Here is a 13,080-nt window from a genome sequence, read left to right as displayed (position 1 = left end):
TCCTACCACTGCCCACCCTGGCGATGTGGCTGAGACTCCGGGGGGAGAGCCGGTCCGCCATAGGGCAATTGGATGCTGTGTTCGGTTATCGGTGTCGGGTCGGCGCGGCGCAGTGGGTCCAGGCCGGGCGGAGGGGTGGCGGTGTCGTCGCCGGGCGGGCGTGGGGCGTTGCGGGCGCCACGGACCAGGAGATTGGGGTCCTGGTTCTGGCAGTAGGTGTACAGGTACGGTTCGGGATAGTTCGGGATGAACGGCACGTCCCGCGGGTGCGGGTAGTCGCATACCGGCCGGGGATAGATATCGGCGATCGCCCAGATCGCCCCGTCGTGCATCAGTGAGCGGATGCCGTCGAGCAGCGGTGGTCGCTCGTCGTTGAACATCCGGTCCAGCGCGGGAACCCGAACCTGGGACAACTGCGCCACCGTTGTCAGGTCGCCGAGTAACTGCACCATGGTGGGGGAGTTGTTCTCGATCACGGAATCCACGGTCTTCAGCAGGTCCGGGGTCCTGTCGAGCAACGTCCTTATGCCTGCGTCTTTCTCGCCGATGCCGTCGAAGGTTCCGGCCAGGTTGTGCGAGATGGCATCCAGGCCGCCCGAGGAATCGTCGATGATCGTGAACACCGTGCGGCTGCTGCGTAGCAACGTCATGGTCTGCGGAAGCACACCGTCGAGGGTGTTGAGCAACACCTGGGCACCGTTGAACAGTTCACGCAGTTTCTCCGGCCCCTGTTCGCTGACGCCGAGTTCGTCGATGACCGATCGGATCTGATCGGCGTCGGCCTGGGCGAGGACGCCGTCGACATTGGTCAGCAGACGCCACAGCGGGACCGGGGTCTCGGTCTGGCTGCGGTCGATCACCGTTCCGTCGGACAGGAACGGGCCATCGGTGCGTTGCGGGGCGAAGTCCAGATACTGCTCTCCGGCGGGGGATAGCCCCGAAACCCGGACACCGGTGTCGAGCACAGGAATACGGGCACTGTGGTCGATCGTCGCTGTGGCGACCACCCCGTTGCCCGTCACGTCCACCGACTTGACCCGGCCGATCGGGATCCCCCGGACGGTGACATCCTGGCCGGCGAGCAGTCCGCCGGATTCGGCCAGGTCCACCTTGACGGTGATCTGGCGATCGAACGGGTTCACCCGCAGGGCGCCGAATGTCAGGTACGCGACCCCTACCACCACGAGGAGCAGCTGACCGACGACCGACAGCACCAGCTTTCGCGCGGAGATGAACTGAACGCAGCGAATGGCCAAGGCCGACAGGGGGTTCAGTGCGGTGCGCAGGCTCATTTCGGCGGCCCCCAGATCTGTCCGCGGCCGGGGCCCCACACCCGGTCGCCGAGCTGGGTCAAGACGAAGCGGATCGAGCCGACCATGTTGTCCCAGTTGGCCATCTTGGGGCCGGTGAATCCCGGGTCGGCGTAGTGGTTCATGTCCGGCATGTGGCCGATCGCGATCTGCTGAAGGTCGACATCGGCGGCGGCCGCGTTGCTGCCGAACAACTTCAGCGCGGCAGGAAGAAACCGTAGGAAGTTGGCCATCGTCACCCGGGGGTCGGTGGAGGCATCGTTGAAGGCGGCCGACAGGGTGTTCAGGTCGTGGATCCAGCTGCGGGCGTCGGTGCCCTGGATGGCCGGGAACTTCTGCAACTGCGCGGTCACCGCACCGATCTCGTTGGCCAGGTCCACGATCGCGGAGGTGTTGTCCGCCAGGGTCAACAGTGCCGGCGTGGCAGTGTCCAGGACCTCGTTGATGGTGTCGCGACGGGCGTTGAGTTCGTCGGCCAGCTTGGCGGTCTGATCCAGCATGCTCCGGATCTCCTCGGAGCGGTCTGCCATCGTTGAGACCAGTGCACGGGACTCGTGGATCAGGCTGGTGAGCCCCTCGCCGTCCTTACCGAGCGCCCCGCCGACACCGTTGAGCACTCGCGTCAGGTTCCGGATCACGCCGCCGTTCACTATCAGCGACGTGGTGGCCAGCACCTGTTCGACGGTCGCGGCGGCGGTGGTGGACTGCTGGCCGATCCGGTCCCCGTCCGTCAGGAGCGCCGTGACGGTTGACTCTGGTGCGGGCGGCGTGAGAGCGACGAACACGTCGCCCAGTGGTGTGGCCGAACGCAATTCGGCCGTGGTTCCCTTGGGAAGATGTATTCCGTCCAGAATGCGCATCTGGACCACGGCGGTGTAGTCCTTGGCGCTCATGCCGACCACCTCGCCGACGTCGGCGCCACCGACACGTACCTTCGCGCGATCGGGGAGATTGAGCGCGTTGGAGAATTCCGCGTCGATCTGATAGGTCGGGCCGCTGAGGCCGGGGGCGGGGAGAGGCAGTTGCTCCACTCCGGCGGAACATCCGACCGTCGCAGCGGCCACCAGGGTGGTGGCGAGGCCGATCTGGAGGGCAGGCTTCATCGATCCTCCAGCTTGGTCATCGCTTCGAGCATGGTGGTCATCCCGAAGTCGGGGCCCAGATCCTTGATGGATCCGGTGCGGCAGCCCAGTTGGCGGAGACCCAGGATGTTGCAGACTTCCTTGGTCATCGAGCTGTCGAAGAACACGTTGTCGAAATGGGCACCGACGCGCAGCATTCCGTTCTGCATGTCGATGGCAGCGGCCGCGTTGTCGATCGCCAACGGTGCCACGTCGAACACCTCGGCGAGTTCTCGGCGGTAGTCCACGAGGGCCCGACTGAGCCTGGCGCTGCTGGCGATGCTGTTCCTCAGGTTGTCGCCGTTGTTGCCCAGGAGTTCGTTCAGCTCGTTGAGCAGACCGTTGAGTCGTCGGCCGGTGTCGCCGCGACCGACGTTCTCGGCCGCCAGCAGGTCGGTGAGTTGGCGGACGTACGTGCCGAATTCACGGACCTGTCCCTCGTTGCGTGCCGCGGAGTCGGTGAGCTTGCTGAGGTTGGTGACGATGGCTTCGAGGTTCTGCTTGGTCGCGGCGCCGCCGTCGGCGCCGGTGCGCAGTGCATCCGACATCCCGGCGAGGGCGTTCTTGATCTCGGGTCCGCTGGTGGAGGTGATCGCGGAGGTGGCCGACATCAGGTCGGTCAACGGCCCGCCGCCCTTGCCGTCGCCACCCATCGCACCACCGAGCTTGTCCACCATCTTCAGGACCCGGTCGAATTCGACTGGAGTTCTGGTCGATTGCGGTCCCAGAACAGCTTCTTCGGCCAGGAGCTGGCCGCCGGAGTAGGCGGGTGTGAGTTCGATGTGCCGGTCGGTGAGGATCGAGGTTCCGACGGTGACGGCCGACACGTCCACCGGGATGCTGGTGCCGGGATCGACCTCGATGCCGATGTCGACGTGGTTTCCCCGGTTGTCGATCGAGGTCACCCGCCCGACGGGCATGCCCAGCACCGACACGTCGTTCCCGACGTAGAGGCCGATGGCGTTGTCGAACTGGGCGGTGAAGCGCAGCGGTGCGGTGGGGCCCGGACGTAGCAGGTAGGCGCCGGTGACGGCGAGCGCCACCACGGTGATCAGTACCGTCACGATTGCGGTCTTGCGTGTCATGGCAATCCGGGCCTCACTCGCAGTCTTTGAAGTATTGGTAACGCTCCGGCCATTTCCACTGCTCGGCGCGGCCACTGATGGCACACATCCAGGAATCCACCATCAGCCCGCCGGGCAACATGAAATCCAGGAACGGCCCCGATCCGGTGGCGTTGGCGGCGTTGCGCATGGCCACCGGCATGATCTGGAACAGGTTGCGCAGCAAGGCGTCATGGTCACCCAGCATCGACGTGAACTGCCGCAGATCGGCCAGCATCTTGTCGATGTGCGCGCTGTCGGTTCCGACGATGTCGTCGGCGGTGGTGATCAGGGTGGTGGCGGCTTGCAGCAGTCGCTCGACGCTCGCTCGGCGACGGATGATCTCGCCGGTGAGCTCGCGGCCCTGGACGACCAGTGCGGCCAGATCGTCCTGTTGTCCACCGAGGACGTCGGCGACGGTGGCGGTGTTCCGCAGCAGATCGGCGATCTGGCCGCGTCGCTCGGAGATGATCGCTGAGAGGTTCTCGACGTTGGCCAACGCTTCCGGGAGTACCGCGGGCACCCCGGTGAGCTGTTGCGACAGCGTCTGCATCGACGTGGCGAACTTGACGGCGTCGACGTCCTCGAATGTCGTGGTCGAATCAGACAGCAACTTTTGCAGGTCGTAGGGGACCGTGGTGTTCTTCAAGGGAATTCGATCGTCGACCAATGTGCCGCCGCCCTTGGGCTGCAACTCGACGTAGCGCGAACCCAGCACCGTGGTGAGCTTGATCGAGGCCTTGCTGTCGGAGCCCAGGCGGATGTTCTTGTCCAGCTTCATGGTTACGACGACACGGTTGACGGCCAGCTTGGTGGTCGCGACCACGCCCACGGGGACACCGGCGATGTTGACCTGGTCGCCGGCGCGCAGGCTGGCCGCCTGCAGGAAATCCGCGGTGTAGGTACGTTTGCCCAGGTGCATCGAGCTCAGGGCCGTGCTTGCCACGATCACCACGGTCAGGGCCAACAGCGCGAAAGTGCCGATCACCGCCGTGTTGCGGTCTTCCAGTGTGCGGGGCCGCCGACGGGCGGTCTGCTCGGCCGGACTGTCGAGAGAGGTACTGGGCCACTTGACGTTTCGTCGCCACCAGGACCGGTTCTGGGTGGGTCCGCTCATCTGACTCATCACCTGCACTTCGCTGTGTACTTGCGTTGCCCACCTGGCGTGGCCGCGTTGACGATGCTCGGCACGATCGGCTTGAGGAAGTTGAACAGGGTGAAGTTGAAGTCGCACGGCATCGCGCTCATCGCGGTGGAGTCGCCGGTGATCCGCGACAATCCCTTCAACACCGCAGGAAGATTCGAGCCCAGTGTGGCCCAGCCGTCACGGTTGGCCAACATCGTCGACAGCATCCCGGGTTCGCGGCTCAGCAGATCGTGTAGGTCGGGTTGCGCCGCGGTCGTGATCGCCGAGAGCCGCGATACCACCGTCGCGATCGAGCCGGTCGAGTTGACCAGTTCGTCGCGGTGCGCGTTGAGTCCGGCGATCACCGAGCGCATCTGGATAAGAGTGGTCTGCAGTTGGGTGCCACGGGAGGCAAGGTTCTCGGTGACGGCGTTGAGGCTGTCGATTACCCGGCCGAGGACCTGGTCCGGACCGGCCATCGATTGCGCCAACTGCGAGGTCTGCGCCACCAGTACCACGACCGAGTCGGAATCACCCTGGAGCGCGTTGATCAACGCGTTGGAGAGATTTCCGCGGTTCGTCGGATCGAGGAGGGTGAACATGGGCTCGAATCCGTTGAGGAGATTGGTGACGTCGAACGACGGCTCGGTGTGCTCGACGGGGATCGTGGCGCCGTCGGTCAGCTGCTCGGGCCGACCGAAGTCGGCCAGGGTCAGGCCGATATAGCGCTGGCCGATGATGTTCTGGTAGACCACCGAGGCCTTGGTGTTTCCGTACAGCGGCTGGTCGCGCTGCACCCGGAACCGGACGGTGGCCAGTGTGCCCTCGCCCGAGCCGGGATCCTCGAGCGCGATCGAGTCGACGCGGCCGACCCGCACGCCTGCCACCCGCACGTCCGACCCTGCCCGGAGCCCGGTGACATCAGTGAATTGCGCGGTATAGGTGAATGTTTCGCCTTGGACACCCCGACGCAGCGTCACCAGGATGGTCCAGGTGAGCGCCAGGCAGACCGTCATGAAGAGGGCGAGCCAGATCAACATGCGGGCGCGTGCGTTCATGGTGTTCCCGTGGGCTGCTCGGCAGGAAGCGGAGGCGTGGCTGTGCTCTTGGGAGCGGGGTCCTGGGCAGCGGGGTCCTGGGCAGCGGGGTCCGCCCTAGCTGGTACGAATTCCTCTGGGGCAGGAGGCATTTGCAGTGGGCTCTGAAGCACCTCGGCGGCGGAGTTGGCCGGGTCGGGCAAGATGATCCCGGGCGGCGGGACATAGGCGCGCGGATCGGGCAGGCCGTGGGTGTCGACGATCGGGATGCCCTCGGGTGCGGTTTGGCAGCTCGGGCCCCGCAGCTCTCCGTACACGGGACAGTCCGCACGGCTGTAGAGCCGCAGCGGTGCGAGCGCGACGACGAGTTTGAACGTGAACGTCACCTTCTGATTGGTGCGCGTCCACATTTCGTCGAAGAAGCCGTTGACCACGTTGTGCAGGCCGACGGCGACGGCGGGGAACTTCCCCGAGCGGTCGGCGAGCACCCCGATCACCGGGGTGAGGTTGGTGGTGATTCCCGCCAGTTCGTCGGCGTGGTTGTCCATGGCGGTGCGTACGGTTCCGACGGTGTGGCCGGCGCCGGTGAGCAGATCGGTCAGGGCTGCGCGTTGTTCGGCGACGGTCCGCATCGGCTTGACCGCGTGCTGCAGTGAGTCCAGCAGATCGGGTGCGGTGTCCCCGAGGGCGCTCAGTGCGGAGTTCCAGGTCTGTAAGGTCGGCGGCCCGGTATCGTCGGCGCGCAGCTCGTTCATCTCGGTCACGATCCGGTTGAGACCCTGTGCAGCCGAGGTTAATTCAGGGCCCTTACCCGCGGTGGCATCTGCGATCGCACGCATCACGCCCAGCGTGTGGTCGGTGCCGGGGCGGCCGACGGCGTCGACCAACTCACGTACCTTGGCCAGCGTCGTCTGGAACAGCTGGGTCGGGAGGGTGGTGTCTTGCCCGATGATGTCCCCGGCCCGGATCGGCCGGCCACCGGTGCCCTGGTCCACGAGTTGGACTGTGGACACCGCGAAGGCATTGCCGGGAACGATACGGGCGGTCACGGTATTGGCGATGTTGGCAACGTGATCGGGGCGCAGGTCGATGTTGACGATGTTGTCGCCGCCGCCCAGCGCGGGCGTGACAGACCGCACCGCGCCGACGAGAACACCGCGGTACTTGACGTCGGACTTGGGCGGCAGCCCGTCACCGACGCTGGGCAGGCGCGCAATGATCTCGACATGGCGATCCAGTGATCCGGTGGATTTGGCGAACATCAGGGTGCCGGCGATGGCGCAGACCACCAGGAACACCAGGCAGGTGACGAGCAGGGCCCGCTCGGAGGGGCCGCGGCCGTCCATCTCGAACTGGTTGGGCATCAGCCACCCAACCTTCCGCCGGCGTCGACGCCCCAGAACGCCATGGTGAGCATCATGTTGGTGACGACCATCAGCGTGATCGACAACCGCATGGCGCGTCCGGCGGCGATGCCGACACCCTGGGGGCCGCCGGCTGCGTAGAACCCGTAGTAGCACTGCACCGTCGACATGATCGCCACGAACACCGCGACCTTGATCACCGCGAAGAACATGTCGCGGCCCGAGAGCATCAGCGCGAAGTAGTGCAGATATGTCCCCGAGGCCTGGCCGCTGGCCAGGTACACCACGAGCTGGCACACCACGAAATTCAGCGCCAGGCACACGACGAACAGCGGGATGACAGCCATTGCCGAGGCCAGGACCCGGGTGGTCACCAGATACGGGATCGGTCGGATGGCAACGGATTCCAACGCGTCGATCTCTTCGGAGATGCGCATCGAGCCCAGCTGCGCGGTGAATCGGCACCCGGCCTGGATCGCGAAGGCCAGCGCGGCCATCATGGGCGCCAGCTCGCGCACGGTCGCCAGTGCGGTCAACAGCCCGGTCGCGGGGCCCAGACCGAGCAGGTTCAGTGCGTTGTAGCCCTCGATCGCCACCACGGCGCCGGCGGCCGCACCGACCACCAACACCACACCCGCGGTACCTCCGCCGACCACGATCGAGCCGTTGCCCCACGTGACATCGGAAGACAACCGCAGGAATTCGCGGGGGTATTTCTTGATGACGATGGGGATGCCGGCCAGCGTGCGGAAGAAGAACGCCACGATGTGCCCATTGCGGGCCATCTGGAATTCGGTGGCGCGGACGACGGCGATGACGGGTCGGGCGCCGGTTGGCAGGTACGTGGCGGCCATGTCAGAAACTCGTCTTCGGGAAGAGTACGAGGTACATCTGACTGATCAGGGTGTTCGCCAATAACAACAACAGGATCGATTGCACGACAGCGGCGTTCACCGAGTTCGCGACGCCGGCCGGCCCACCTCGGGTGTCCAGTCCCTTGTAACAGGCGATGACAGCGACGATGACACCGAACACCACGGCCTTGATCATGGTGAGGACGAGGTCGTCGACCGTGGCGAACGACGAGAACGTCGTGGTGTAGCTGCCCGGGGTGCCGCCCTGCAGCATGACCGTGAAGGCGTAGCCGGCCAAAAACCCGATGAAGCAGGTGAATCCGGTGAGTGCCACCGACACGATCACGGCCGCGGCCAGGCGGGGGACCACCAACCGCTGGATCACCGAAATGCCCATGACCTCCATCGCGTCCGTCTCGTCGCGGATGGTCCGGGCGCCGAGATCGGCGCTCATGGCGGAACCGACGGCGGCAGCCATCAGGATCGCGGCGACCAGTGGTGCTCCCTGCTTGATCACGGCAAGCCCGTTGGCCGCACCGGCCAATGCCGTGGCACCGAGTTGCCCTGCCAGCAGGCTGAATTGGACCGCCAGGGTGACGCTGATGGGTATCGCGATGAACAGCGTCGGCACCACGGCGGTGCGGGCCATAAAGACCGCCTGTTCGACGAACTCCCAGAACGGGAAGCGGCCCCGCAGCACATCGCTGAACAGGTACTGGACTGCGCGCACCGCCAGGACGCACTGTCCACCCACAGTGCGCAGCGAAGCGAGGGGGTGCCGATCCAGGTAGCCCCGCCCCCACCGCAGGACCCGATCGGTCGCTGCGGTGTCAGCGGCGTCTGCGCCCGACGGCGTGTGCGGCACGGTCAGCGGGCCCGGAATGTCAGGTTGAGCCGCTTGAGGCCGCGGAGCATGAAGCTGGGCTCGTACTCGTAGTCGTTGTCGGGTGCCAGCTCGACGGAACCATACCGACGGGCGATGGCCTCCAGCGCGATCCGCGCCTGCAGACGCGCCAGGGAGGCACCCAGACAGGCATGGATGCCCTGGCTGAAGGCCAAGTGCGTCTTGGCATTCGGACGTTGCGGGTTGAACTCCTCGCCGTCGTCGAACTGGGCTTCGTCGCGGTTGGCCGATCCGAACACCAGCACCACCAGCGAGCCGGCCGGGATGGTGTACTCGCCGAGCTTTGCCTCGGCCTTGGTGATCCGGAACATCGACTGGACCGGGGTGAGGAAGCGCAGCGCTTCCTCCACCATCTGCTCCGAATGGGCGGCCGGATCCTCCTGCAACCAGCGCCACCACTTGGGGTTCAGGCCGAGTTGGTGCAACGTGCCCGTCATCAGCTTGCGCGAGGTTTCGTTACCGGCGATCAGGATCTGCTGGATGATGCTCAACGCCGCGCCGGTGGTGAGTGGTTCGTCGTCGTTGGCGTTGGACGCCTGGACCAAACCGGTGATCAGGTCGTCCTGCGGGTTGGTGCGGCGGTCATCGAGTTCGGCGGCGAAGTACCGCTGGTACTCCAGTAGGCTGCGCGCCTGCTCGAGGGCACCGGCATCGTCGATCTCGGCGCCGATGGTCAACGCGAATTGATCGGACCAGCGCCGGAAGTCGTCGATGCGATCGTCGGGGACGTTGAGCGCGGCAGCGATGATCCGCAACGGCAACGGCGCGGCGAATTGCTCGACGATCTCCACCGGCTTGTCGGTCGGCAGCGTGTCGAGCAGTTCATCGACGATCGTGCGGATCCCGGGTTCGCGCTGAGCGACGAAGCGCGGGGTGAATGCGCGGGCGACCATGCGTCGGTAGTAGTGGTGGTCGGGCGGGTCGGCGGTCAACAGCGTGGGGATCATGTCCCATCCCTGTGCCTTGAGCGCTTCGACCTCGTTGGCCACCGACTCCGGTGGCGGCATCTGCGGCAGGCCAAAAGCCGAGGAGAACACCTCGTGGTTGGTCAACGCCGCGGAAACCAGTTCCCGTGAGGTCACGAACCACATTCCCCGGTCGGCGACGAATTGAACCGGCGCCTGGCTCCGCAGCGCCTGGTACCACGGGTGCGGCTCCTGCATCGTCTGCGGATCCAGCGGATCGAACGATGCGATCGGGCAGGTGGTGGGCGGGCTGCTGATATCGGTCAAGGCCGTCTCCAGAGTTGGTAGGCAAGGGCTGCTCGGGGCTTTTGAATGTCCACTTGACTAATTGGTGGACCAATATAATAGTGAGGTGGATCATAATCAAGGCTCGGAAATCAGCCGGGAGAGCGAGGCGAATCGGTGCCAACAGCAGTCGTGACAGGAGCCGGCAGAGGGATCGGTCGAGCGATCTCGGAACGCCTCTCGGCCGACGGCGCGGACGTGGTCGTGGTGGATGTCGATGCGGCCGCCGCCGACGAAGTGGCTCGGTCGATCGGCGGTCGAGCCGTCCACTGCGATGTCGCCGTGGAGGGGTCGGTGGCGGCGTTGGCCGACTACGTCAGCCAGATCGGCCCGATCGACGTGCTGGTCAACAACGCCGGTATCTGGCGCTCGAGCACTCTGGCCGAGAGCACTGTCGATGAGGTCGACACCGTGCTGCGGGTCAACGTGCTCGGCAGCTGGCTGGTCACCCGCGCGCTACTCGACACGTTCGGGGCCGGCGGCGCGATCGTGAACCTGACATCGGTACTGGCCGAACTCGGTGGCGCGGGCCGCGGGATCTATCCGGCATCGAAAGCCGCGCTCGTCGCGCTGACCAAGCAGATGGCAACCGAGTACGCGCCGCGCGGTATCCGCGTCAACGCCGTCGGCCCGGGCCTGGTCCTCACCGACGGCACCGCGGGTGAGTTCGCCGATCCGGGGTTGCGGTCGGCCATCGGTGAGTCGATGCCGTTGGGGCGCATCGGTGAGCCCGACGACGTCGCCGCGGCAGTGGCCTTCCTGGCCTCGGCCCAGGCCGGCTACATCACCGGCCAGGTGCTCTACGTCGACGGCGGATGGGGAATCAACGGATCCGCATTCATCGGGACCGCCGTGCAGCAGCACATCGCGGGACTGCCCGCAACGCCCCAGAAGGCGGCTTTGACAGAGGAGGCGGTGTGACGCGGGCAACCGACAGAACGGACAACGAGGTGACCAGGCCGGGTGAGGCGCGGTCCTCGGGGCCGACGGTGCAGAGTCTGCTCGCCGAGGACACCCGGGAAGTCCCGTCGCCACTCCTGGAGGAGTCCTACGAGTTCCTCGGGTCGGCCGACATCGACAAGGAGCGTTACTTCACCACCGAGTTCCACCGGCTGGAGGTGGATCGAATGTGGAAGAAGGTCTGGCAGTTCGCCTGCCGCGAGGAGGACATCCCCGACCCCGGCGATTACCACGTCTACGACGTCGCGGACATGTCGTTGATCGTGCTTCGCACCGCTGCCGGTGCGATCAGGGCGTTCCACAATTCCTGCCTGCACCGCGGCACGCGGTTGTGCGATGACGCCGGCCGGGTCAACCAGTTGCGCTGTCCGTTCCACGGCTTCACCTGGAGTCTGGAGGGCAAGCTCACCGATGTGCCCGGACGGTGGGATTTCCCGCATGTCGACGACATGACGTTTGCCCTGCCGGAAGCCCAGACCGGGACCTGGGCCGGATTCGTCTTCGTCAACGCCGACCTGGAAGCGGCCCCGCTGTCGGACTACCTGGGTGATCTGGAGAAACACTTCGCGCCGTTCCATCTGCAGGACCGTTTCAAGGCGATCCACGTCGCCAAGGTTGTCGACTGCAATTGGAAGGTGGGAATGGAGGCGTTCCTGGAGTCCTACCACGTCATCGCCACGCACCCCCAACTGCTGGAGTATCTCGGGGACGCCAACACCCAGTACGACATCTACACCCGGACCGACGACCAGCCCGGCTTCAACCGGATGATCACTCCGCAAGCGACAAGCAGCCCGCACCTGGAGCCGTTGGAACCCCAGGACGTACTCGATGCCATGTTCCGTGACTTCTTCCCCGAGGGGGTCGGCACATTCGAGGTTCCCGACGGTCAGTCGGCCCGCCCGATCGTGGCGGCGGCCATGCGTGACAATCTCGCGCAGACCACCGGCGCCGACCTCTCCGGCACCAGTGATTCGGAGATCGTCGATGCGATCCAGTACTTCGTGTTTCCGAACATGGTGCCCTGGGCGGGCGTTGGTGCACCGTTGACGTACCGGTTCCGGCCGTACGGCAACGACCCCGATCGGTGCATCTTTGACATCATGATGCTGATCCCGCTACCGACAGGAGTGCCCAAACCCAAGACTGCGCCGCCGCATTGGCTCGAAGCCGATGAGGACTACAGTGCCGCGCCCGAGCTCGGTGGATTGTGCGCGGTGTTCAACCAGGACCTGGCGAATCTGCCACGGGTGCAGCGCGGTCTGCAATCGATGACCAAACCCGGTGTGACGCTGGCGAATTACCAGGAAGTCCGGATACGTCAGTTCCACCAGGACCTGGATCGGTGCCTCGCAAGTGACAACTGAACTGTCAGTGAACGCCCCGTCGGGCATCGCGCTGCGCAATGATGTCGGCATGAGCGAGGTCACCAGCAACCGATCGGGTCCGGGCCGGCCGGCGGGCACCGACAGTGTGGACACCCGTCAGCGAGTGCTCGACGCGGCCTGCCAATGTTTCGCGCAGTACGGCTACGGACCGGCCACCAACAACCTGATCGCGGAGATGGCCGGGGTCACCGCGGGCTCGTTGCACTACCACTTCGGGTCCAAGAGCAATCTCTTCGAGGCAGTCTGCGATTACGTGTACGGCAAGATCGTCGCGCGCTCGGTCGAGGCGCTGGCCGGCCCGCACTCGGTGCGCGGCCTGTTACGGGCGGTGCTCGCCGAATCGATGCGGATCAACCACGAATCGCCGGAGCTGGCCGGATTCGTGGCCACCGCACCCATCGATGCCCGGCGCCATCCCGAGCTGTCCGAGGCGTTCCGCAAGCAGGCGGAGGCCATGACAACGACGCTGGCGCAGGCGGTGACCGCAGGCCAACAGGCTGCCCTGATCCCGGATGAGCTGGACCCGGTCGCCGTCGCAGGCATGATCAGTGCGATCGTCGACGGCTTCGCGCACGCCGCGGCCAATACCGACGTCGCGGTCATGGATTCGATGAACCAGTTGTTCGGGAGGCTGCTCCTCGAATCGGACAGCGCTTCGTAATC

The 13,080-nt window shown here is 65.6% G+C and carries 12 protein-coding genes; 3 read left to right on the top strand and 9 right to left on the bottom strand.

All coding sequences use genetic code 11. The features are described 5' to 3' along the window. Positions 1-2 precede the first annotated feature (2 nt). The 9 genes from AC4ELH_RS16260 to AC4ELH_RS16220 are packed head-to-tail and all read right to left on the bottom strand — an operon-like array spanning position 3 to position 10,051. Entirely contained in the window at positions 3-1,292 is a 1,290-nt protein-coding gene (locus tag AC4ELH_RS16260) for an MlaD family protein (protein ID WP_448445831.1), read from the bottom strand. After that, entirely contained in the window at positions 1,289-2,413 is a 1,125-nt protein-coding gene (locus tag AC4ELH_RS16255; RefSeq protein WP_448445829.1) for an MlaD family protein, read from the bottom strand. The genes AC4ELH_RS16260 and AC4ELH_RS16255 overlap by 4 nt, the downstream gene beginning before the upstream one ends. Continuing rightward, the gene (locus AC4ELH_RS16250) at positions 2,410-3,516 is read right to left on the bottom strand and encodes an MlaD family protein (RefSeq protein ID WP_498885402.1); all 1,107 of its coding nucleotides are present in this window, start codon (positions 3,514-3,516) and stop codon (positions 2,410-2,412) included. Before AC4ELH_RS16250 ends, AC4ELH_RS16255 begins: the two co-directional genes overlap by 4 nt. Positions 3,517-3,529: 13 nt before the next feature. After that, complete coding sequence (locus tag AC4ELH_RS16245) at positions 3,530-4,651, bottom strand: MCE family protein (protein ID WP_448445825.1); 1,122 nt, start codon at positions 4,649-4,651, stop codon at positions 3,530-3,532. An 8-nt stretch (positions 4,652-4,659) separates the two neighbouring features. Beyond that, complete coding sequence (locus AC4ELH_RS16240) at positions 4,660-5,718, bottom strand: MlaD family protein (RefSeq protein ID WP_448445823.1); 1,059 nt, start codon at positions 5,716-5,718, stop codon at positions 4,660-4,662. Further along, the gene (locus AC4ELH_RS16235) at positions 5,715-7,061 is read right to left on the bottom strand and encodes an MlaD family protein (RefSeq protein WP_498885399.1); all 1,347 of its coding nucleotides are present in this window, start codon (positions 7,059-7,061) and stop codon (positions 5,715-5,717) included. Before AC4ELH_RS16235 ends, AC4ELH_RS16240 begins: the two co-directional genes overlap by 4 nt. Next, positions 7,061-7,915: an ABC transporter permease gene (locus AC4ELH_RS16230; protein WP_448445819.1), complete on the bottom strand. Its 855-nt coding sequence runs from the start codon at positions 7,913-7,915 to the stop codon at positions 7,061-7,063. The genes AC4ELH_RS16235 and AC4ELH_RS16230 overlap by 1 nt, the downstream gene beginning before the upstream one ends. A 1-nt stretch (position 7,916) precedes the next feature. After that, positions 7,917-8,786, bottom strand: a complete 870-nt coding sequence (locus AC4ELH_RS16225; RefSeq protein WP_448446053.1) for an MlaE family ABC transporter permease — start codon at positions 8,784-8,786, stop codon at positions 7,917-7,919. Beyond that, complete coding sequence (locus AC4ELH_RS16220) at positions 8,783-10,051, bottom strand: cytochrome P450 (RefSeq protein ID WP_498885397.1); 1,269 nt, start codon at positions 10,049-10,051, stop codon at positions 8,783-8,785. The genes AC4ELH_RS16225 and AC4ELH_RS16220 overlap by 4 nt, the downstream gene beginning before the upstream one ends. A gap of 135 nt (positions 10,052-10,186) precedes the next feature. Here AC4ELH_RS16220 and AC4ELH_RS16215 point away from each other — a divergent pair, with 135 nt between their 5' ends. Genes AC4ELH_RS16215 through AC4ELH_RS16205 form a run of 3 tightly spaced genes read left to right on the top strand, consistent with a single transcriptional unit; the run spans position 10,187 to position 13,078 of the window. Then, positions 10,187-10,990 carry an SDR family NAD(P)-dependent oxidoreductase gene (locus AC4ELH_RS16215; protein WP_498885395.1) on the top strand — a complete coding sequence of 268 codons (804 nt, stop codon included), beginning with the start codon at positions 10,187-10,189 and terminating at the stop codon, positions 10,988-10,990. Continuing rightward, positions 10,987-12,396 carry an aromatic ring-hydroxylating oxygenase subunit alpha gene (locus AC4ELH_RS16210; protein ID WP_498885393.1) on the top strand — a complete coding sequence of 470 codons (1,410 nt, stop codon included), beginning with the start codon at positions 10,987-10,989 and terminating at the stop codon, positions 12,394-12,396. Before AC4ELH_RS16215 ends, AC4ELH_RS16210 begins: the two co-directional genes overlap by 4 nt. Further along, complete coding sequence (locus AC4ELH_RS16205) at positions 12,386-13,078, top strand: TetR/AcrR family transcriptional regulator (RefSeq protein ID WP_498885391.1); 693 nt, start codon at positions 12,386-12,388, stop codon at positions 13,076-13,078. The genes AC4ELH_RS16210 and AC4ELH_RS16205 overlap by 11 nt, the downstream gene beginning before the upstream one ends. Positions 13,079-13,080 lie beyond the last annotated feature (2 nt).

This window comes from Mycobacterium shunyiense, assembly GCF_058270075.1.
The sequence above is the reverse complement of the archived record's forward strand: the minus strand, read 5'-3'. Positions and strand labels throughout refer to the sequence as shown.